This is a genomic window from Streptomyces sp. GESEQ-35 (genome assembly GCF_017948485.1).
In the GTDB taxonomy this organism is placed as follows: Bacteria; Actinomycetota; Actinomycetes; order Streptomycetales; family Streptomycetaceae; genus Streptomyces.
On record NZ_JAFFSX010000004.1, the window covers coordinates 387,734 to 409,026 of the forward strand.

General features: G+C 70.4%; 14 protein-coding genes. 7 read left to right on the forward strand and 7 right to left on the reverse strand.

All coding sequences use genetic code 11. The annotated features are described in order from the left end of the window. Nucleotides 1-132: 132 nt before the first annotated feature. Nucleotides 133-1,320: an FxsB family cyclophane-forming radical SAM/SPASM peptide maturase gene (locus KCH87_RS11160; protein ID WP_210585813.1), complete on the forward strand. Its 1,188-nt coding sequence runs from the start codon at nucleotides 133-135 to the stop codon at nucleotides 1,318-1,320. Between the two features lie 109 nt (nucleotides 1,321-1,429). After that, nucleotides 1,430-4,390, forward strand: coding sequence for an FxSxx-COOH system tetratricopeptide repeat protein (fxsT, locus tag KCH87_RS11165; RefSeq protein ID WP_210585814.1), 2,961 nt, complete (start codon nucleotides 1,430-1,432; stop codon nucleotides 4,388-4,390). A 57-nt stretch (nucleotides 4,391-4,447) separates the two neighbouring features. On the opposite strand, the gene KCH87_RS11170 is transcribed toward fxsT, so the two are convergent. The 4 genes from KCH87_RS11170 to KCH87_RS11185 form a co-directional block, all read right to left on the reverse strand. Further along, nucleotides 4,448-8,248: a multifunctional oxoglutarate decarboxylase/oxoglutarate dehydrogenase thiamine pyrophosphate-binding subunit/dihydrolipoyllysine-residue succinyltransferase subunit gene (locus KCH87_RS11170; protein WP_210585815.1), complete on the reverse strand. Its 3,801-nt coding sequence runs from the start codon at nucleotides 8,246-8,248 to the stop codon at nucleotides 4,448-4,450. Between the two features lie 280 nt (nucleotides 8,249-8,528). Beyond that, complete coding sequence (locus tag KCH87_RS11175) at nucleotides 8,529-9,635, reverse strand: cell wall metabolism sensor histidine kinase WalK (RefSeq protein ID WP_210585816.1); 1,107 nt, start codon at nucleotides 9,633-9,635, stop codon at nucleotides 8,529-8,531. Beyond that, nucleotides 9,632-10,372: a response regulator transcription factor gene (locus KCH87_RS11180; RefSeq protein WP_210585817.1), complete on the reverse strand. Its 741-nt coding sequence runs from the start codon at nucleotides 10,370-10,372 to the stop codon at nucleotides 9,632-9,634. The genes KCH87_RS11175 and KCH87_RS11180 overlap by 4 nt, the downstream gene beginning before the upstream one ends. Before the next feature lie 124 nt (nucleotides 10,373-10,496). Next, nucleotides 10,497-11,174 carry a spermidine synthase gene (locus KCH87_RS11185; RefSeq protein ID WP_210585818.1) on the reverse strand — a complete coding sequence of 226 codons (678 nt, stop codon included), beginning with the start codon at nucleotides 11,172-11,174 and terminating at the stop codon, nucleotides 10,497-10,499. A gap of 218 nt (nucleotides 11,175-11,392) precedes the next feature. On the opposite strand from KCH87_RS11185, the gene KCH87_RS11190 reads away from it, so the two are divergent. Then, nucleotides 11,393-12,109 (forward strand): rhomboid-like protein, encoded by a 717-nt coding sequence (locus tag KCH87_RS11190; RefSeq protein ID WP_210585819.1) that lies wholly within the window; start codon nucleotides 11,393-11,395, stop codon nucleotides 12,107-12,109. A gap of 98 nt (nucleotides 12,110-12,207) precedes the next feature. Here the strand turns inward: KCH87_RS11190 and KCH87_RS11195 are convergent, their stop codons facing one another. Further along, nucleotides 12,208-13,680 (reverse strand): sulfatase, encoded by a 1,473-nt coding sequence (locus KCH87_RS11195; protein WP_210585820.1) that lies wholly within the window; start codon nucleotides 13,678-13,680, stop codon nucleotides 12,208-12,210. A 203-nt stretch (nucleotides 13,681-13,883) separates the two neighbouring features. On the opposite strand from KCH87_RS11195, the gene KCH87_RS11200 reads away from it, so the two are divergent. From KCH87_RS11200 to lon, 3 genes are all read left to right on the forward strand, one after another. Further along, nucleotides 13,884-14,636, forward strand: coding sequence for a hypothetical protein (locus KCH87_RS11200; RefSeq protein WP_210585821.1), 753 nt, complete (start codon nucleotides 13,884-13,886; stop codon nucleotides 14,634-14,636). Between the two features lie 452 nt (nucleotides 14,637-15,088). Continuing rightward, nucleotides 15,089-15,931, forward strand: coding sequence for a hypothetical protein (locus tag KCH87_RS11205; RefSeq protein ID WP_210585899.1), 843 nt, complete (start codon nucleotides 15,089-15,091; stop codon nucleotides 15,929-15,931). Nucleotides 15,932-16,123: 192 nt separating this feature from the next. Beyond that, nucleotides 16,124-18,538 carry an endopeptidase La gene (lon, locus tag KCH87_RS11210; RefSeq protein WP_210585822.1) on the forward strand — a complete coding sequence of 805 codons (2,415 nt, stop codon included), beginning with the start codon at nucleotides 16,124-16,126 and terminating at the stop codon, nucleotides 18,536-18,538. A 165-nt stretch (nucleotides 18,539-18,703) separates the two neighbouring features. Here lon and KCH87_RS11215 read toward each other — a convergent pair whose 3' ends face one another. Beyond that, entirely contained in the window at nucleotides 18,704-19,549 is an 846-nt protein-coding gene (locus KCH87_RS11215; protein ID WP_210585823.1) for a lysozyme, read from the reverse strand. 256 nt (nucleotides 19,550-19,805) lie between these two features. Between KCH87_RS11215 and KCH87_RS11220 the strand changes: the two genes are divergently transcribed. Continuing rightward, nucleotides 19,806-20,297 (forward strand): MarR family transcriptional regulator, encoded by a 492-nt coding sequence (locus KCH87_RS11220; RefSeq protein WP_210585824.1) that lies wholly within the window; start codon nucleotides 19,806-19,808, stop codon nucleotides 20,295-20,297. Between the two features lie 136 nt (nucleotides 20,298-20,433). On the opposite strand, the gene KCH87_RS11225 is transcribed toward KCH87_RS11220, so the two are convergent. Beyond that, nucleotides 20,434-21,219, reverse strand: coding sequence for a protein phosphatase 2C domain-containing protein (locus KCH87_RS11225; RefSeq protein WP_210585825.1), 786 nt, complete (start codon nucleotides 21,217-21,219; stop codon nucleotides 20,434-20,436). Nucleotides 21,220-21,293: the final 74 nt, after the last annotated feature.

A 21,293-nucleotide genomic window follows, 5' to 3' on the forward strand; every position in this document is an offset into this window, starting at 1 on the left:
CACCCACATACCCCTCCCCCCAATCCCTCACCCGGACCGCACCGACCACCCGGTATTCGCCGCGATCCTCGCCGATCTCCGCACCCGGGAAGGGGAGCAGCACCCAGTCGTCGCCCACTACGAAGACGCCCCATGACGCCCCACCCACAGTGGCCGCACGCCACCCTGGACGTCACCACCCACGAACCCACCCCCTTCCGCCAGTTCGTGCTCAAGGTGCACAGCCGCTGCAACCTCAACTGCTCCTACTGCTACATCTACAGCGGCCAGGACGCCGGCTGGCGCGATCGCCCGGCCCGTACCGGCGAAGCCACGATGCGCCAGACCGCGATCCGTATCGCCGAACACGTACGCGCACACCACCTGGACCGCATCCGCATCGAACTCCACGGCGGCGAACCCCTCCTCACCGGCCCGGCCCCCGTCCTCGCCTATGCGCGCGCCGTGCGCGATGCCGTCCCCTGCCAGGTCACCGCCACCGTCCAGACCAACGGCACCCGTCTCACCGCCGCCGCCCTGGACCGCCTCTCCGACGCCGGCATCAGGGTCGGCCTGAGCCTCGACGGCGGACGGGCCGGCCACAACGCACGCCGGGTCGACCACGCCGGCCGCCCCGCCTGGCCCGCCGCCCGGGCGGCCGCGCGACGGCTCGCGGCGCGCCCGGAGTCGTACGCGGGCGTCCTCTGCACGATCGACCTGCAAGCGGACCCGCTCGACGTCTACCGTTCGCTGCTCGACCTGCATCCGCCCGGCGTCGACTTCCTTCTCCCGCATGCCAATTGGCGGCATCCACCGCCCGGCCTCGCCCACCGGCGGCCCGGTCGGCACCGGCCGAGCCCCGCCCCGTACGGGGACTGGCTGGCCACCGTCTTCGACGCCTGGTGGGACGAGGGACGGCTGCGCACGCGGGTACGGCTGTTCCAGGAGATCGCGGCGCTGCTGCTCGGCGCACCGAGCGCGGCCGAGGCGGTGGGGCTGTCGCCGATGGCTGCCGTCGTGGTGGAGACGGACGGTTCGATCGAGCAGGTCGACTCGCTGAGGTCGGCGTACGCGGGCGCCGCGGAGACGGGGCTCGACGTGTTCCGGCACCCGTTCGACCGGGCGCTGCGCCATCCGGGCGTGGTGGCGCGGCAGGTGGGCGAGCGGGCGCTGGCTGCGGCGTGTCTGAGCTGCCCGGTGGGGAAGGTGTGCGGGGGCGGCAACTATGTGCACCGGTACGCGGCCGGCAGCGGCTTCCGCCACCCCAGCGTGTACTGCGCGGACCTGGAACAGCTCATACGGCATATCGCCGACCGGCTGGCACGGACGGCTCACGGGTAACGGCGAAACACGGCCGGATGGCTCAACCACGCTGCTGTGGAACCGTTTTGACGCACAATTGAATAACCTGTGCACAGTCGTGGCCAGGTTCAGTTGAGGGGACTGCAAGATGACGGCGGAACTCGAACACGTCACTGTCGTCTTCGCGGGACAGAGTGAATCCTGGGCCAAGTGGATCGACCACCAGGTCAGGGCCGCCGGCCGGCCCACCACCCTGGTGCGCTGGAACCCGCTGCGCCGCCCGCCAGCCGACGAGTCGCTGATCGACCTGCTGAGCCCGCCGGGACGGCTTCTGCTGGTGATCGACGACTGGTACGAGCGGATGGGTCAGGTCCGGTTCGACGCCTGGGCGCATGTCCTGCGCCGCGTGCTGCCGCCCTACCGGGAGCGCATCGCCGCCGTCAGCATCACCGCCCGGCCACTGCCCGAGGCCGTCATCGCGCTGGCCCCCGTCGAACTGCGGGGCCTCAGGCCCGAGGTGGCCCGCAGCCGTGTGCTGGAGGTTGCGGGAATCCCGGCGCCCGGCACCCTGATCGACCTCCGGCGCGGCCCCCGCTTCCCGGACGACCCGCCGGAGGTATGGCTGGCCCCCCGGCGCAACCGCCGGTTCATCGGACGCACCGAACTTCTGGGGAAGGTCTACAGCGCCTTCTCCACGGCCGGCCGCGACGGCGCCGCCGTGGCGCTGCTGGGCCCGGGCGGCTTCGGCAAGTCGCAGCTGGCGCTGGAGTACGTCCACCGGTTCGCCGGCGAGTACGACATCGTCTGGTGGATCAACGCCGCCCAACGCGTCACCGCACGCCAGCAGTTCGCCGACCTCGCCCCCGAACTGGACCTGCGGGACGCCGGGGACCTGTCGGCGACCATCAAGGCCGTACGGCAGGAACTCGGCCGGACCCAGCGACCCTGGCTGCTCGTCCTGGACGGGGCCCGCGATCCGGATCAGGTCCGTGACCTGGTCCCCGACGGGCGCGGTCATGTCCTGGTGACCACTCACCGAAGCGAGTGGGGAGCCCACGCCGACACCATCGCCGTACCGGCCTTCGAACGGCGGGAGAGCGTCGCGTTCGTCCGGCGCCGTGCTTCCCGGCTCACCGAGGACCAGGCCGGTCGCCTCGCCGAGGCCGTCGAGGACATGCCCCTGCTGCTCGACCAGATGGCCGCCTGGCTGGATCTGAACCCCACCGCGTCGGTCGACGAGTACATACGCGACATCCAGGTCGGCAAGCCGGACCGGTTCGGCGTGATGGCCTCCGGCGAGTACCCGGAGAGCTTCGAGGTCGCCTGGGCCAAGCTCATCAACACCCTGCGCGAGGGCGCCGAACCGGCCTGGCAGCTGCTCAACCTGCTGGTCTGCTTCTCGCACGACATGGTGCCGGTACGGCTGCTCCAGACCGCCCGGCACGCCGACCTGCCGCACGAACTGGCCGAGCTGGTCGCCGAGCCCAGCAGCTGGAACACCGCCCTGCGCAAGCTGTCCGAAATCACCTCCATGCGCATCGAGTACGAGCAGAGCCCGCGCCTGGACACCCAGACCGTCGGCACGCTCCGCATGCACCGCCTCTTCCACCGCTACGTCCGCTCCGTGCAGGCCCCCGCCGACGCCGAACGCCACTCGGCGGCCGCCCGCAAGGTCCTGGTCTCCGCCGACCCGCGCGACTCCTCCTCCGCGGGCAACTGGGCGCGCTACGCCGAACTCATCCCGCACCTGGAGCCGTCCGGCGCCCTCACCTCGGCCGACGACGACGTGCGCGAGCTGGTCCTCAACTGCATCGAGTACCTGCGGATGCGCGGCGAGTACCAGGACGGCTGGTGGCTGAGCCGCCAGGTCGTGAGGCACTGGCGGGAGGCCTTCGGCGACAACGACCGGCGGGTGCTCGTCGCCGTCCACCAGCTCGCCAACATGCTGCGCAGGCTCGGCCGCTACAGCGAGGCGGAGGACGTGGGCCGGGAGATCCTCCAGCGCCTGGACGGCGCCGAGGAAGCCAGGCACATCGAGATGATCCGCGCCAAGGACGGGCTCGGCGGCACCCTGATGGCCCTCGGCCGGTACACCGAGGCACGCACGCTCTTCGAGGAGGCCGCGGCGAGCGCCGCCGCGCAGCTCGGCGGGGAGAACGTGCCGCGCACTCTCAGCATCCGCAGCAACCTCGCCGTCGCCCTCGGCCTCCAGGGCCACTACACCGAGTCGCTCACACTGCACCGCAAGATCTTCGAGGCCCGCGTCGACCTGCTCGACGGCAAGAACGCGGCCACGCTCAACTCGGCGCTGCGCACCGCCTGGATGCTGCGGCTGCTCGGCCAGTACCGGGAGGCGCTGGCCATCCAGGGCCACAACTCCCGGGTGCACAGCCAGGTCCTCGACCGCAGCCATGGCCAGACCATCCTGGCCGAGCACAATCTCGCGCTGTGCTCCCGCCGCGTCGGCGACCTACAGTTCGCGCACATCATGATGCGCGGGGTCCGCGAGAAGCTGATCCGCCGGCGCGGCCCGCTGCACCCGGACACGCTGATGGTGTCCTGCGACTTCGCGATGCTGCTGCGTCAGCTGGACCAGATCCCGCAGGCCAGGGAACTCGCCGAGCTCACCGCCGGGCAGTACGCCAACCAGCTCGGCGACACCCATCCGTACGCCATCGGGGCCCGGGACAACGTCGCCACCGTCATGCGGGACATGGGCGAGATCCGCGGCGCGCTGGAGCTGTCGCAGCGCACCACGCGGGAGATGGAGGAGCGGGTCGGAAGGGAACACCCGTGGGCCATCGGCTGCGCGAAGAACGAGGTCGCCGCGCTCGACGCCGTCGGGGAGACCGACGCGGCGGCCGCGCGGGGCCGGGACGCCGCCGACCGGGCCGCCCGCACACTGGGCGACGGCCACATCCTCACGATCAGCCTCCGGGCCGGTCTCGCCCTCGACCTCGCGGAGCTGGGGCAGCGCGCGGAGGCGGACGAACTGCACCGGGAGGCGGTCGAACGGCTCACCATGCTGCTCGGCCCCGATCACCTGCACACCCGGCACATCCTCCAACGGGAGCGGCCGTACTGGGACTTCGAGCCGCAACCCATCTGACGGAGCAGGGCCCGGTACCGGAGCAGTCCGGTACCGGGCCCTGTTGCGAGGTGAGGCTCAGGCGTCGAACACCTCACGCACCAGCTGCTCCTGCTCGGCCTGGTGCCGCTTGGCGGAGCCGACTGCCGGGGACGAGCCGTGCGGGCGGGAGATGCGCCGCAGCCGCTCGCCGTGCGGGACGTCGGCGCCGACCGCCAGATCCAGGTGGTCGATCAGGTTGAGGGCGATGAACGGCCAGGCACCCTGGTTCGCCGGCTCCTCCTGGGCCCACAGGTACTTCTCGGCGTTCGGGTACTTGGCGATCTCCGCCTGGAGCTCCGCACCCGGGAGGGGGTACAGGCGCTCGACGCGGATGATCGCGATGTCCGTGGCGCCGCGCTTGGTGCGCTCGGCCTCCAGGTCGTAGTACAGCTTGCCCGCCACGAAGACGACCTTGCGGACGGCGGCCGCGTCGACCGTCGAGTCGCCGATGACCGGGCGGAACTGACCCGACGTGAACTCCTCCGCCTTCGACGCGGCGGCCTTCAAGCGCAGCATCGACTTCGGGGTGAAGACCACCAGCGGCTTGTGGTGCGGGTTGTGCACCTGCCACCGCAGGAGGTGGAAGTAGTTCGACGGGAGGGTCGGCATGGCGACCGTCATGTTGTTCTGGGCGCAGAGCTGGAGGAAGCGCTCGACGCGGGCCGAGGAGTGGTCCGGGCCCTGGCCCTCGTAGCCGTGGGGGAGCAGGAGCGTGACGCCGCTCGTCTGGCCCCACTTCTGCTCGGACGCCGAGATGTACTCGTCGACCACCGTCTGCGCGCCGTTGACGAAGTCGCCGAACTGCGCCTCCCACATCACGAGCGCGTCGGGGCGGGCCAGCGAGTAGCCGTACTCGAAGCCCATGACCGCGTACTCGGACAGCAGGGAGTTGTAGACGTTGTAGCGGGCCTGCTCGTCGGCGAGGTACTGGAGCGGGGTGTACTCCTCGCCCGTGTCGCGGCCGATGAGGACCGCGTGGCGCTGGCCGAAGGTGCCCCGCTGGGAGTCCTGGCCGGACAGCCGGACCGGGGTGCCCTCCAGGAGGAGGGAGCCGACCGCCAGGGTCTCGCCCATGCCCCAGTCGATGGTGCCGTCCTCGACCATGGCCGCCCGGCGCTGCAACTGCGGCAGCAGACGCGGGTGTACGTGGAAGGAGTCGGGGATGTTGACCTGGGACTCGGCGATCCGCTTCACGACCTCCGTGGAGATCGCGGTGTTCACGGCGACCGGGAACTCCGCCTGCGGGTCCGAGACCGGGCCCGCGCTCGGCTGGGCGGTGACGGCCTCGCGGACCTCCGTGAAGACCTTCTCCAGCTGGCCCTGGTAGTCCTGGAGGGCCTGCTCGGCCTCTTCCAGGGTGATGTCGCCGCGACCGATGAGGGACTCGGTGTAGAGCTTGCGCACCGAGCGCTTCTTGTCGATCAGGTCGTACATCAGGGGCTGGGTGAAGGCCGGGTTGTCCGACTCGTTGTGACCGCGGCGGCGGTAGCAGATGAGGTCGATCACCACGTCCTTGTTGAACGCCTGGCGGAACTCGAAGGCCAGACGGGCGACGCGGACGACGGCCTCGGGGTCGTCGCCGTTCACGTGGAAGATCGGGGCCTCGATCATGCGGGCCACGTCCGTGGCGTACATCGAGGAGCGCGACGACTCGGGAGCCGCCGTGAAGCCGACCTGGTTGTTGATGACGATGTGGACCGTGCCGCCGGTGCGGTAGCCCCGCAGCTGCGACATGTTCAGGGTCTCGGCCACCACGCCCTGGCCCGCGAAGGCGGCGTCGCCGTGCAGGGCGACCGGCAGGACGGTGAAGTCCGTGCCGCCCTTGTTGATGACGTCCTGCTTGGCGCGGGCGATGCCCTCGATGATCGGGTCGACCGTCTCCAGGTGGGACGGGTTGGCGGCCAGCGAGACCTTGATCTGCTCGCCGTCCAGGCCGGTGAAGGTGCCCTCGGCGCCCAGGTGGTACTTCACGTCGCCGGAGCCGTGCATCGACTTCGGGTCGAGGTTGCCCTCGAACTCGCGGAAGATCTGGGCGTACGACTTGCCGACGATGTTCGCGAGAACGTTCAGCCGGCCGCGGTGGGCCATGCCGATGACGACCTCGTCCAGGCGGGACTCGGCGGCCGAGTCCAGCACCGCGTCGAGCAGCGGGATGACCGACTCGCCGCCTTCGAGGGAGAAGCGCTTCTGGCCGACGTACTTCGTCTGGAGGAAGGTCTCGAAGGCCTCGGCGGCGTTCAGCCGGCGCAGGATGCGCAGCTGCTCCTCGCGCTCGGGCTTGGTGTGCGCGCGCTCGATGCGGTCCTGGATCCACTTGCGCTGCTTGGGGTCCTGGATGTGCATGAACTCGATGCCGGTGGTGCGGCAGTACGAGTCGCGCAGCACGCCGAGGATGTCGCGCAGCTTCATGAGGGACTTGCCGGCGAAGCCGCCGACCGCGAACTCGCGCTCCAGGTCCCACAGGGTGAGCCCGTGCTCGGTGATGTCCAGGTCGGGGTGCTTGCGCTGGCGGTACTCCAGCGGGTCGGTGTCGGCCATGACGTGGCCGCGGACCCGGTAGGAGTGGATCAGCTCGAAGACGCGGGCGGCCTTGGTGACGTCGTCGTCGTGGCTGGCGTCGATGTCCTTGAGCCAGCGGACCGGCTCGTAGGGGATACGCAGCGACTCGAAGATCTCGTCGTAGAAGCTGCCCTCGCCGAGGAGGAAGTTCGCGACGATGCGGAGGAACTCGCCGGAGGCGGCGCCCTGGATGACCCGGTGGTCGTAGGTCGACGTGAGCGTCATGACCTTCGAGATGCCGAGCTTGTTCAGGGTGTCCTGGGACGTGCCCTGGAACTCCGCCGGGTAGTCCATGGAGCCGACGCCCATGATGACCGACTGGCCGGGCATCAGGCGCGGGACGGAGTGGACGGTGCCGAGGCCGCCGGGGTTGGTCAGGGAGACCGTGACACCGGAGAAGTCGTCCATCGTCAGCTTGCCGTCACGGGCGCGGCGGACGATGTCCTCGTAGGCCTGCCAGAACTCGAAGAAGTTCAGCGTCTCGGCCTTCTTGATGCCCGCGACGACCAGCTGACGGTCGCCGTTGGGCTTCACCAGGTCGATGGCGAGGCCGAAGTTGATGTGCGCCGGCTTGACCAGGGTCGGCTTGCCGTCCTTCTCCGCGAAGGAGTAGTTCATCGACGGCATGGCCTTGATGGCCTGCACCATCGCGTAGCCGATGAGGTGGGTGAAGGAGATCTTCCCGCCCCGGGCGCGCTTCAGGTGGTTGTTGATGACGATGCGGTTGTCGAACAGCAGCTTCACCGGGACCGCGCGCACGGACGTGGCCGTGGGCAGCTCCAGCGAGGCGTTCATGTTCTTGGCGACCGCGGCGGACGGGCCGCGCAGCGTCACGAACTCCGGGCCGTCGGGGGCCTGGGCGGCGGGCTCGGCCTTGGCCTGCGGCGCGGCGGCCGCGGGCTTGGCGGGCGCCTTCGCCGGGGCGGGGGCCGCCGCGGCGGGCTTCGGGGTCGCGGGCGCCGGAGCCGGGACAGCCGGGGCGGCGGGTGCGGCCGGAGCCTGTGCGGCCGGCGCGGCGGCTGCCGGCTGAGCCGTGGTGGTGGTTCCCGCGGCCCCCGCGGCCGCGGTACCCGCCGGAGCCGACGGGGCAGCGGCCCCGGGCTTGTAGTCGGCGAAGAAGTCCCACCAGGCGCGGTCTACAGAATTCGGGTCCTGGAGGTACTGCTGATAGATCTCGTCGACGAGCCACTCGTTCGGCCCGAACGCGGCCGCGGGGTTCTTCCCCGCTTGGTCTGCGTCGGTCGAGATGCTCGAGTTACTGGGGGACTGTGGCGACACGGCGGCAACCGCCCTCTTCCGCTTCACAAGGTGATGGACAGCGGGAATTAAGGCTACGCCCCCGTGGGCGGGAAGGTCAGTCCGGGCCTGCTCATCGTCGTGTAAGTCACATTGAACCGCGTGTTTCGGGGGTGGAAATGGCGGGAAACAAGCGTGGTTCCGGCGTGGAAGGGATGGCTCGATCCAGACCCGGCGCGATCAAAGCGCGGGCCTGTGCCTGATCACACGTGTCCATCAGCCGGACCGACGTGGATCTTGGCGCTCCGCTTCGAACTTTACGTCAACTTGGCATGGATGGCTCGCCCGGAAGGGTGATCAGGATCCGGCACCCGCGCTCGGATTCGGCCACCCCGATCCTGCCGCCGTGCAGATCCACCGCCCAGCGGGCGATCGCCAGGCCCAGCCCCGTGCCGCCGTCGCTGCCGGGGCCGTGCGGGCGGTTGACGGCTCCCCGGTTGAACCGCTCGAACACGCGGTGCCACTCCGACCTGGGGATACCGGGCCCCTCGTCGAGAACCTCCAGCTCCAGCGACTCGGGGTAGTTCCCGCGCCGGGCCTTCACGGTCACCCGGCCGTGCGGCGGGCTGTGCTTGACCGCGTTGTCGATCAGGTTGGCGACGACCTGGTGGATCCGCTCGGGGTCCGCGTGCGCGGTCAGCTCCGGCGGGGACACGTCGAGGTGCAGATGGACGTCCGTACGGGTGTGGCTGCCGGATCCGGAAGCGATGCCCGCGCGGGCCGAGGAGACCATGTTGGCTTCCTTCAGCACGCCCGACAGGTACGGCCACACCTCGAAGCGCCGCTTCTTCAGCGGTACGACGCCGTTGTCGAGGCGGGAGAGGTCGAGCAGGGTCTCGACCAGCCGGCCGAGCCGCTCCGTCTGCTTCAGGGCCGTTCGCATCGTCTCGGGGTCGGCCTTGGTGACGCCGTCGACGATGTTCTCCAGGACCGCGCGCAGGCCCGCGATGGGTGTGCGCAGCTCGTGCGAGACGTTCGCCACCAGCTCCTTGCGCTGGCGTTCCTGCTCCTCCAGCTCGTCGGCCATGACATTGATCGTCTCGGCCAGGTCGCCCAGCTCGTCACGCCGGTTGTCGCGCACCCGGCGCGTGTAGTCGCCCTGCGCGATCGACCGGGCCACCGCGTTCATCTCGTCCAGCGGCGCGGTGAGCGAGTGCGCCACGAACTGCGTAATGAGAAGTGTGGCGATCATCGAGAAGACCGTGATGAAGCGCAGCTCCGTCTCGGTGCGCATCGCGATCATCATCAGGCCGGTGGTGATCAGGACCGAAATGACGACGAGCGCACCGAGCTTGGTCTTGATCGAGAACGGACTCAGTCCGCCCCAGGGCTCCCCGGGGCCTCTCCGCGGGGCCGGCCCGTCACTCATGGCGTCGGCGTCTCCAGCGCATAGCCCACGCCGTGCACCGTACGGATCCGCTCGGCGCCGATCTTCCGCCGCAGCGCCTTGATGTGGCTGTCGACGGTCCGGGTGCCGGAGGCGTCCGCCCAGTCCCACACCTCGGCGAGCAACTGCTCGCGGGAGAGCACCGCGCGCGGCGTGTTCGCCAGGCAGACGAGGAGGTCGAACTCGGTGGGCGTGAGGTGCACGTCCTCCGACCTGACCCGCACCCGGCGCTGCGCGTGGTCGATCTCCAGCTCGCCGAGCCGCAGGATGCCGCTGCGCGGCGTGGAGGCGGCGATCGCGGCCCGCTCCACCCGGCGCAGCAGCACGTGCACCCGTGCGGCCAGCTCACGCATCGAGAACGGCTTGGTCATGTAGTCGTCGGCACCGACGCCGAGCCCGACCAGCATGTCCGTCTCGTCGTCACGAGCCGTGAGCATCATGACCGGCACCGGCCGCTGGGCCTGCACGCGCCGGCAGACCTCCAGGCCGTCGAAGCCCGGCAGCATGATGTCGAGGATCAGCAGGTCGGGCTGCCATGCCTCGGCCGTGTCGACGGCGGCCGGGCCGTCGCCCGCTGTCTGTACAAGAAACCCTTCGGCACGCAGGCGGGTGGCGATGGCGTCCACGATCGTGGGGTCGTCCTCGACCACCAGCACCCGGCGCTGTGCGCCCGGGGTGGCCGTTGCCGTGCCGTTGTGGGAGGTGTGTGTCTGCTCCATCGCCCGCCCCTGAAGTTGCTTTCCGGAATCCGTGGGGTGATCCCTTATGACTGCGCATGTCTGCGATTGACGCTTGAATGATCGGCGCCAGGGAAGCAGAGTACGGGGAGTCACCGACCATTTGCTATCCAGGCCGGACAGCAAGATGCACGACGTCCGGAACGCCCCGGGCAACCGGGATCTCTTCGGTACGCACCCGTTGGAAACCGGCATTCCATAGGGTTCCTTCAAATTCCGGAGAGGGCTTGGCCGACCACACGGCCAGCACGCCCGCAGGTCGCAACGCCCTTGCGCAGCTGGCCAGTCCGGTCGGCGAGTACAGTCCGGCGTTGCCCTCGGTGACGGTCCAGTCGGGTCCGTTGTCGATGTCCAGGCACAGCGCGTCGTACGTGTCGGATATCTCATTGACGTAAGAGATCACGTCACTTTCGACGATCTCCGTGCGGGGATCCGCGAGGGCCCTCGCGGACAGCGCGGACAGGGGGCCCTCGCGGTGCCAGTCGATGACGGCCGGTTCGCGCTCGACGACGGTAATGCGGCCCCAGCGGTCGTTCTCGGCGGCGTGTGCGAGCGAGAAACCGACGCCCAGGCCTCCGATCAGCACATTCGGCCGCTCACGCGCGTCCAGGGCGTCGAGTGCCGCGTCGACCAGCCGGCGCTCCGAGCGTCCGTCGGAGGTGTCCATCAGGAAGCAGCCGTTCGCGATGATCTGGAGCAGTTCGCCGTGGCGGCGCAGGACCACCTCGCCGTGCGGGCCCTCACGACGGTCCAGGACTTCGGGCATGTCGTATGCGGTGGGCATCGGCCCATCCTGACACTTCCCTGACGAATTGTTGATGGAATTACGGACATCGTGTTGACGGGACATGAACGTGCGGTATGTCGGCGTCGGCACGGCCGCGGGGAGCTGCCGGCCGATGCCTGAGAGTTGGATGTGAAACGGCTGCGAGGTGGTGCACGTCACAGACAGCGGCACGCGGGGGCGCAGAGGGTGGGGCGAAACGGAAGGAGCGTCTCACGGTGGAACGGATCGCCCCGACGACGCCTCCTGACGCCCTTCCCGAGGTCTCCGGGCTGCTGAACGGCATGCCGCGCCAGCGGGTACCGGAACCGGCGGCCCCCCGAAAGCGCGCCCTTCGCCCGTGGCGAGTCCTGCCCACCCCCACGGGAACCCCCTTCACCTTCACGTTCGCGGCCGTGCTTGCGGGCACCTCGCTGATCCTCGAATACGCCGACCCGTCCCTCGTCCACACCCTCCTCCAGGGCTCCAGTACCGACGTGGCGCACCTCGTCCGAACGCCCGTGTTCGTGCTGCTGGCCAGCGCGCTGTGGGTCGCGGGCGGACTCGTGTCGCCGTACGCGATCGGCTTCCTGCTCGTTCTCACCGCGCTGGAGCGGCGGATCGGCGGGGCGCGCACGGCCTGCGTGTTCCTGGCCGGACATGTGCTGGCCACGCTCGCGACGGAAGTCCCCATAGGGCTGGCGGTGTTGGTCGGCCATCTGCCCGACAGCTCCCTCCATCGCCTCGACTACGGCATCAGCTTCGGTGTTGCGACCAGTGTCGGTGCCCTCGCCGGCCTGCTCTCACCGTGGCTGCGGTGGGCGTTGCTTTGCCTGTTCGGGTGGATGCTGGTCGAGGACCTGGTCGCGTTCGCGGATCCGATGTCCAACTGGGGGCATTTGATTGCGCTGGGGGTCGGGATTGCTCTCTGGCCGGCTGTGCGCTCCGCTGGGTAGGTGGTTTGTTTGCCGCGGGTCGGTGGGGGCTGGTCGCGCAGTTCCCCGCGCCCCTTTCGGGGCGCTGTACTGCACCGGTAATTCGCCAGTCCCGCCGATCAGGCTCTTCTTGCTGCCGCCAGTCCCTTCGCCAGTGCCGGGATGCCGAGCCTGTGTTCCTCCTCCCGCGTTGCCCCGTGGAGGCGGTTGGTGAGTTGGTAGGGGTCGGTGCCCAGGTCGTAGTACTCGCGGAAGACGACCTCGCCGGTGCCCTTGGGCCGTCCCTCGGGGTCGAGGCGGCCGCGGTAGTACTCCGTGTACTGCCGGTACTTGCCGATGTACGACGCCCAGGTGTGGATCGGCTTCTTGTCCTGGCGGTTCCAGAACCACTCGGCGAGCAGGTGGTCGCGGTCGTTGCCTGGGTCGAGCAGGGAGTGGCCGTCGTGCGGGGTGTCCGGGGTGATGCCGGCCGCGTCGAGGAGGGTGGGCGCGATGTCGACGTGACCGGTGAGACGGTCGTCGGTGCCGCCGGTCAGGCCGGCCGGCCAGGACAGCCAGAACGGCACCTCCAGACTCGGGCGGTACGGCACCGACTTGCGCAGCCAGCCGTGGTCGCCCCAGCACAGGCCGTGGTCACTGGTGAACAGCACGAGCGTGTTCTCCAGCTGTCCCAGCGCCCGCAGCTGGTCACGGAAGTCGCGCATCGCGTCGTCCACGGAGAGCAGGGTGCGCAACTGGCTGGTGCGCAGGGCCTTTCCCTGGGCGAAGGAGTGGTGGGCCCTCCGCAGGAAGCGCGGTTTGTCGGCCTTGTCCGACTCGAACACGGAGGGCCGGCCCTCCCACTCGGGCACGCGGGTGCGGGCGTACTTCTGCTCCGGGATGTTCACTTCGTGCGCGCTGCGGGTGGCGACGAACGCGAACCAGGGGCGGTCGTCGGTGCGGGACTTCTCGATGAAGGCGAGGGCGCGGTCCTTGATGACCGTGGTGTTGTAGCCCGGGATGTTCCGTACTGTCCCGTTGTCGTTGTAGTGGCCGTTGTAGTAGTGGACCGGTTCCTGGAGCAGCCACTCGTCGAAGTGCGGCGGACTGTCGCCGGTGTGCCAGTAGTTGAGGAACTTGCCGAACAGGCCCGTCCGGTAGCCGGCCTCGTGCAACTGGCGCTGGACGGTGGTGTGCTGGTCCAGGCGGTACGGGTGGCGGGTGTCCAGGAGCCCGTGGTTGTGGGCGTACCGGCCCGACATGATCGAGGCGCGGGACGGCGCGCACAGGGGCGTGTTCGCGTGCGCCCGCGCGAAGGTCACGCCCTGTCCGCCGAGCCAGTCGACGGTCTGCCGGATCGCCCAGTCCGTTTCCTTCGGCTGGTCGTCGGTGAGGACGAGGAGGATGTTGGGGCGGTTGCCGGGACGGGGGCGACGGCTGGGGGCGGGTGCCTTGCCCGCGGCGGGCCGGGCGGTGTGTGCCGGGCCGGAGGCCGGGGCGCTGCCCCCGTCCGTCGCCTTCGCGACGATCGGGATCGCCGCCCCCGTGGCCGCCACCGCTGCCCCCGCGATCACCGCCCGCCGTGCCGGCGCACGTCGCTGTCCCTCGGTCATGTGCTCCCCAAGTCCCCGTTGATCCCCGTATCGACGCTCCCACAGTCTGTGAGAGGGCTTGCAGTGTGCGGACGGTTCCTGTGAACGGTATTGCGGGGGTGTCGCAGTGGCCTTGCGGTGCTGTGGCGGCAGTCGTACGGCGGTGAGTCCGCGACCGGTTTTCCGGAAGCGTCTTCCTCGCTCCCCGCGGTCGCCCTAGGCTCGTGACGTGGGTTCCGGTCGAGGGGGCCCAGCCGTCCGTCAGACTCGGGGGCGACGTGGACGTGCCGACGCTGATCCTGCTGGGAGCGGCAGGAGGTGCGCTGCGGGGTGCCCTCGACTTCTATATCCAGTTCGCCAACTGGCGTTCTGCCCGCAACGCCCATCGGCGGCCGGCACAGGCTCAAGCGCTTCCGGCACCCCGGTTCCAGGAGTACGTCGATCCCGCGGTCGACCTCGTTGCGGCCGCCGTGCACAGCGTCCTGGGTGCCGGGCTGGCGGCGCTTCTGGGCAGCACCGGGCAGATCAGCGGCCCCTTCGCGGCCATCGTCGTCGGAATCTCGGCGCCGGTGATCCTGACCCAGCTCGCCCGCGTCCAGTCCGTGAGCGAGGCGGTCGCGGGTGGGCAGGGGGCGACGCCCGGAACCGAGATCGCCGCACCGGACGTGCAGGCCGTGCCGTCCGTGGTGCCGTTGGCGGCTGCGGGCTCCGCCGATCAGGCCGCCGCCCCGACCGCCACGGTCGGCGGTGCGCCGGAGCCCGTCCTCCGCGCGGACGCCGAAGTGCCACAGCCACGGTCACAACCGCAGCCCCAACCTCAGCCCCAGCCCCAGCCCCAGCCCCAACCTCAGCCTCAGCCCCAGCCGAACGGTCGGCCCGCCGATGCAGCGGGTGAGCCGGGCCGCGGCCTCGGCAGCCGAGGAACGTCGTCGCTGCCGCACGGCGGTCCGGTCGTCGGTGAGGAGGGGACGCCATGACCACCAGGCCCACGGTGCGGCGTCGCCTCGCCGCGGCGGTGCTCGGCGTGGAACGCCCCCGACGCGGGCCGACGGAGATCGCGGCACGGCGTGAACTCCCGTTCGGGCGACGGCTGCTGGCCGCGGTCCTGGGGGTGCGGGTGAACCCGGGCGCGGGGCGGGCGCCGGTCCCGTCGGAGAGCGCGACCGAGCGGTCGGCCGCAGAACCAGCTCCCGTGGCGGCGCCGGCCCCGTTTCCCAGGGCTCCGTCACCAAGGCCCGCGGGGCCAAGGCCTCCCTCACCAAGACCGAGACTGGCCCCGGGGTCACGGCCGCCACTGCCTGCCGAGGTCCGGGGTCCGGACGCTGCCCCTCAGGTGCCCGCACAGCCTTCGCGGCCCGAACCGTCGCGGACCCCCCCGTCAGGGAGCGCCCCCCGTTCGCCGTACAGGGCGGCCGGCGTTCCGCGGCACCTGCTGAGCGAGGACCGCCAGGAATACGAGCGGATCGTCGATGAGGCGCTGCGCTCCGCCCCACACCGCCCTGAACTGGCCGCTGTCGGACAGCGGCTCAACCCGGAACAGCTGCGCACCATGGCCCTCAACGCCTCCGCACTCATCACCGCGGCGGCAGCCACCGAGTACCAGCACTATGTGAAGGTCCGCGAGGAACTGCGCCGACCGGAGCCGTCCACCGCTTCGTCCACTCGGGAGGGCCGGGATCCGAGCCCGGTGGGGCTCGCCGCCACCATGGGTGAGGCCGCCGAGACAGCCGGCGCGGGCGCCGTCGCCGTCGTCGCGGTCCTGGCACCCGTCCTCGCCGGAACAGCCGCTGTGATCTTCCTGCTCGTGGGCTACATCCTGAAGATGCTCGACCCCGAGCCGGACTTCGCCCAGACCATGCTGACCACCGGATGGGTGCTCTCCGGCGTGACCGCGGCCGCGATCCTTGTCGCCGCGGTCGGGCTGCTGATCACCGCCCTGCGCAACAGGCCCTCGCCCGACACAGGCCCTTACGGGGAGCTGGGCGGGGAGGTGGCCAGGGCCAGGGAAGCCTGGCGCGAGGCCCTGCTGGAGCGCGGCATCCTGCCGTTCCTGCGAGAGGCACTGGCCGACCCCGGTGCCACGGCACTGCACCGCACGGCACCGTCGAGCCACATCCCGCACGGCGGCTACAACCGCCCGGGTTTCGGCAGCCCCGACGGACCCACCCCGGGGCCGCGCCCGAGCTTCACGAGCCCGGACTACTCCAGCCCGGACTTCGGAGGCCCGGAACACATCCCGGACACCCCGGGCCAGGACTCCCAGCAGGACTGAGCCCCCCCGGCAGCCGTCCGCGTCAGTCGCCGGGAATTCCCAGGCAGGCCACGACGCTCCTTCTCCGTATGCCCCAACGCCGCCACCAGCGCAGTCACCTCGATCGCTGACAGCGAACACAGGCGGGGGAACATTCGGAGGCTCACGAGCATTGAGTCGGCATAACTCAACTTGACTGCCGAAGGGGAGATCATGGCTTCGACGTCCTCACCGCTCACCTTGCCCGTGCTGCCGCTCGACGACGAGGTCGTGCTGCCCGGGATGGTGGTGCCACTGGACCTGAATGACGCCGACGTGCGTGCCGCGGTGGAGGCTGCACAGGCCGCCGCCCGATCCGAGCCCGGAAAGCCGAGGGTTCTGCTGGTGCCGCGCGTCGACGGGGCATACCCGAGCACCGGTGTGCTCGGCACCGTCGAGCAGGTCGGCCGGCTCGCCGACGGTGACCCGGGCGCCCTCATCCGCGGGCGCGGACGCGTGCAGATCGGGGCCGGGACCACCGGGCCGGGCGCTGCGCTGTGGGTCGAGGGAACCAGGGTCGACGAGGCCGTGCCCGAGCCGCTGCCGGGGCACGTCACCGAACTGGTCAAGGAGTACAAGGCCCTCGCCACCGCCTGGCTGCGCAAGCGCGGCGCCTGGCAGGTCGTCGACCGCGTGCAGGCGATCGACGATGTCTCCACCCTCGCCGACAACTCCGGCTACTCGCCCTACCTCACCACCGATCAGAAGATCGAACTCCTCGAGACCATTGACCCGGTGGCCCGCCTGAAGCTCGCCACCCAGCAACTGCGCGACCACCTCGCCGAGCAGGATGTCGCCGAGACCATCGCCAAGGACGTCCAGGAGGGCGTCGACAAGCAGCAGCGCGAGTTCCTGCTCCGCCGTCAGCTGGAAGCCGTACGCAAGGAACTGCGGGAGATCAACGGCGAGCAGGACGGCGAGGAGTCCGACGACTACCGCACCCGTGTCGAGGCCGCCGACCTGCCCGAGAAGGTCCGCGAGGCCGCCCTCAAGGAGGTCGACAAGCTGGAGCGGTCCAGCGACCAGTCGCCGGAGGGCAGCTGGATCCGGACCTGGCTGGACACCGTCCTGGAACTGCCCTGGAACGAGCGGACTGAGGACGCGTACGACATCCAGGGCGCCCAGGCGATCCTCGACGCCGAGCACGCGGGCCTTCAGGACGTGAAGGAGCGGATCACCGAGTACCTGGCGGTGCGCAAGCGCCGTACGGACCGGGGGCTCGGAGTGGTCGGCGGGCGGCGCGGCGGTGCCGTGCTCGCGCTCGTCGGCCCGCCCGGCGTCGGCAAGACCTCGCTGGGCGAGTCGGTCGCGCACGCCATGGGTCGCAAGTTCGTCCGTGTCGCCCTCGGCGGTGTCCGTGACGAGGCCGAGATCCGCGGACACCGGCGTACGTACGTCGGGGCGCTGCCCGGCCGGATCGTCCGCGCGATCAAGGAAGCCGGTTCGATGAACCCGGTCGTCCTGCTGGACGAGATCGACAAGGTGGGCTCGGACTTCCGGGGCGACCCGGCGGCAGCCCTGCTGGAGGTCCTGGACCCGGCCCAGAACCACACGTTCCGTGATCACTACCTGGAGGTCGAACTCGACCTGAGCGATGTCGTCTTCCTCGCCACGGCGAACGTCCTGGAGGCCATCCCGGAGGCCCTGCTCGACCGTATGGAGCTGGTCCGCCTCGACGGCTACACCGAGGACGAGAAGATCGTCATCGCCCGCGACCACCTGCTCCCGCGCCAGCTGGAGCGGGCCGGCCTGAACAAGGACGAGGTCGTCATCGACGAGGGCGCGCTGCGCAAGCTCGCCGGCGAGTACACGCGCGAGGCGGGCGTCCGCACCCTGGAGCGGTCCATCGCACGGCTGCTCCGCAAGGTCGCGGCGCAGCACGAACTGGGCGAGCGGGAGCTGCCGTTCACGGTCGGGGACGGTGACCTGCGAGGTCTGATCGGCAGGCCGCACCACGTGCCCGAGTCCGCGCAGGACCCGGCGGAGCGCCGTACGGCGGTCCCCGGTGTCGCCACCGGCCTCGCGGTCACCGGAGCGGGCGGTGACGTCCTGTTCGTCGAGGCGTCGCTGGCCGACCCGGAGACGGGCGCGGCGGGCCTGACCCTGACCGGCCAGCTGGGCGACGTCATGAAGGAATCGGCGCAGATCGCCCTCTCCTTCCTGCGCTCGCACGGCGCCGAACTGGAGCTCCCCGTGGCCGACCTGAAGGACCGGGGCGTGCACATCCACTTCCCGGCGGGCGCGGTGCCGAAGGACGGCCCGAGCGCGGGCGTCACGATGACGACCGCACTGGCCTCGCTGCTCTCCGGCCGTCTGGTCCGTACGGACGTGGCGATGACCGGCGAGGTCTCGCTGACCGGCCGGGTCCTCCCGATCGGCGGCGTGAAGCAGAAGCTGCTGGCGGCGCACCGGGCGGGCGTGACGACGGTCGTCATCCCCAAGCGCAACGAGCCCGACCTGGACGACGTCCCGGCCGAGGTGCTGGACAAGCTCGACGTCCACGCCGTGACCGACGTCCGCCAGGTCCTGGAACTGGCCCTTTCGCCGGCCACGAACGGCGCGGCCCCGGAGGTTCCGGTCGCGGCGTGACGGGCGCGATCGGACAGGCAAGGCCCGGACCCCGTGAGGGAGGCCCGGGCCTTCGCCGTGCGTCGGGAAGTCAACCGTTGGCGAGTGCGACCACGCGGTCCAGCGCGCCATTGCTGTGCTTGCCCGGGGGATGACCCCCGGACCCTCAGCCGGGGCGGCACCGTCCTAGCCGTTGGCGAGTGCGACCACGCGGTCCAGCGCGCCATTGAACTTGTTGTGGTCCCCGACCGTCGGGCCGGAGGACGTGTACTGCCACATCGTCTGGTACGCCCAGCCCGCCGGCAGTGTCCCCACGGTCGACGCATAGCGCGCGATCCACAGCGGGTTGGTGGTGCCGAAGCCGGCGTAGTTGCCGGTGCACTGGGTCCACCAGCTGGTGGCCGTGTAGATGACGGGGTCGCGGCCGGTGCGGGCCTTGTACTGGGTGACGAAGCTGCGGATCCAGCTGACCATCGCGCTCTGGGTCTTGCCGTAGCAGGCTGCGCCGTACGGGTTCCACTCGATGTCGAGGGCGCCGGGCAGGGTCTTGCCGTCGCGGGACCAGCCGCCGCCGTGGTCGACGAAGTAGTTCGCCTGGGTGGCACCGGTCGTGGTGTCCGGGGTGGCGAAGTGGTAGGCGCCGCGGATCATGCCGACGTTGTAGGAGCCGTTGTACTGCTGGGTGAAGGAGGGGTTCGTGTAGTACGTCCCCTCGGTCGCCTTCGTATAGGCCCACCTGACCCCGCTGCTCCACAGGGTGGACCAGGCGACGTTGCCCTGGTGGCTGGAGACGTCCACGCCCTCCGTCTGGGTGGCGCGGGTGTCGGGGGGCAGGCCCCGTTCGCCGTCGTGGGCGAGGACGCCCATGCCCATGTACGCGGAGCCACGGGTGGGCCAGACGGCGTCGTTGTACGGCTCGTCGGCGGCGGAGGCCGGGGCGGCGAGGGCGGGCAGGAGGGAGAGCGCGGCGAGCAGGATGCCGGCGAGGGACAGGCGGCGGGGGTGTACCGATCCAGGTCTGTGCACGGTCATAGCGTGCCTCCGAGGGCTCGGTTGTGCTCGGTGGGGAACGCGGTGGGGGTAGGTCGTCGCCGGTCGCTGCCGGCCGTTCGCTGGCGTGGGCATGCCAGCAATTTCCTGGTAAAGAAGCTACGCACGTAGACGAGCGGGTGGGAAGGGGGTCCGGTGGCTGCCGTTGGTCTACGCCTGCGAAATACTGACGGAGCTGCGGCGATGCCGGCATTTGGCGGAAACTTTCCGGACCGGGAAGTTCAAGGTAGGGGCTGACGTGCAAGAAGACGGAAACGGCGACGGACGTCGAGTCGAATCCGACGCGTCGCCGAGTGGTGTGGACCGGGAATTCCTGTCCCTGGAACGCGAGCTGACGGTGCTGCTGCGGCGGGCCCGCGCCAACCAGGGTGAGATGGCCCGCGAGGTCCACCCCGATCTGGAGTCAGCCGCGTACGGCCTGTTGGTCCGTCTGGACGAACTCGGCGGCCAGCGGGCCACGGAACTCGCCGGTTACATCGGTGTCGGCAAGGCCACGATGTCGCGTCAGCTGCGTGCCCTGGAGGACCTCGGGCTGGTCGCCCGTGAACCCGATCCGGCGGACGGGCGGGCCTGGCTGATCCATCTGACGGACGAGGGGCGCGGCCGGGTGGGGAAGGTGCGGGAGGCGCGCCGGGCGCGGTACGTCAATCAGCTGGCCCACTGGGATCGTGGTGAGGTGGCTGAACTTGCGCGGTTGCTGCATCAGCTGAACCGGCAGATGGAGAGCTGAGCCGAATCGCTGCGCGGAGCTGGTCCGTCATCTGCGGGTCCGTCGTGGCTGGTCGCGCAGTTCCCCGCGCCCCTTTGGGGCGCTGCCGAACCGCGCCCGACTTCGCCCGGCCCGCTTAGGGGTCCGCGCAGGACCACTACAGCTCCGCGTACACCACCGTCGCGTCGTCGTGTGTCTTGCTCCGCCGCAGGAACCGCCGCTCCGTGTCCGCCAGTTCCAGCGCCCGTACCCGCGCGACCAGCTCCCCGGCCCCCTCTTTCCGTACGAGGTCGAAGCAGTCCGCCCAGTCGCCCTCGTGGAACTTCTCGACCCAGCGGGTCGCGCCGTCGGTGAGGGCGGCGAGGGCGCGGACGTCGCCGCGTGGCAGAACCCCCGTCACCGCTCGCGCCGCCACCGAGGGGTCTGCGGCGGCTGTGAAGAAGCCGCCCTCCTTGTTGCGGACCGTGGTGTCGGCGACGGTGTCGGTGGCGAGGGAGGTGCGGGGGAGGCGGGAGAGGCGGTCGTCCAGCAAGGCCGTGACCGTGCCGTCCGTGGACTCCACCAGGAGCGCCGAGTCGGAGAGGACCAGGTACTCGACCGTTGCGCCGGACCACCGGGCGAGGACCACGGTTGCCTGTGGGGTGCGTGAGTGAGAAAGGTCACAGGTTTGCGCGTGGGACTCGGCGGTTCGTGTGATGGCCGCGGCGAGGGCCTCGGCGAGGGGAACATCGGGGAGTGAAACGGTCAGTTCGGTCAGGGCTCCACCGAGGCGCGCGGTGTACCAGGGGACGGAATGCAGACAGCCCGTCCCGTCTTTCGGGGGTGTCACTCCGTCCAGGACGACCAGGGCGCCGCCCTGTCCGGAAGCCGGTACGGCGACGCTTGCGAAGTCCTCGTTGGGGTGGGTCGGGTCGCCGGGCTCGCAGACAACTTCGGTTCGCATTCGGCCAGTCTCCACGAGCTCTTCACGAGATTCGTCAAGGGGTTGCAACGGTCGCGGAATTGGCGCACCCGCGC

Bases quoted from the DNA above. Each gene is read 5' to 3' on its own strand.
- KCH87_RS11160 (WP_210585813.1), top strand. From the start codon at position 133: ATGACGCCCCACCCACAGTGGCCGCACGCCACCCTGGACGTCACCACC.
- fxsT (WP_210585814.1), top strand. From the start codon at position 1,430: ATGACGGCGGAACTCGAACACGTCACTGTCGTCTTCGCGGGACAGAGT.
- KCH87_RS11175 (WP_210585816.1), bottom strand. From the start codon at position 9,635: ATGAGTGACGGGCCGGCCCCGCGGAGAGGCCCCGGGGAGCCCTGGGGC.
- KCH87_RS11180 (WP_210585817.1), bottom strand. From the start codon at position 10,372: ATGGAGCAGACACACACCTCCCACAACGGCACGGCAACGGCCACCCCG.
- KCH87_RS11185 (WP_210585818.1), bottom strand. From the start codon at position 11,174: ATGCCCACCGCATACGACATGCCCGAAGTCCTGGACCGTCGTGAGGGC.
- KCH87_RS11195 (WP_210585820.1), bottom strand. From the start codon at position 13,680: ATGACCGAGGGACAGCGACGTGCGCCGGCACGGCGGGCGGTGATCGCG.
- lon (WP_210585822.1), top strand. From the start codon at position 16,124: ATGGCTTCGACGTCCTCACCGCTCACCTTGCCCGTGCTGCCGCTCGAC.
- KCH87_RS11215 (WP_210585823.1), bottom strand. From the start codon at position 19,549: ATGACCGTGCACAGACCTGGATCGGTACACCCCCGCCGCCTGTCCCTC.
- KCH87_RS11225 (WP_210585825.1), bottom strand. From the start codon at position 21,219: ATGCGAACCGAAGTTGTCTGCGAGCCCGGCGACCCGACCCACCCCAAC.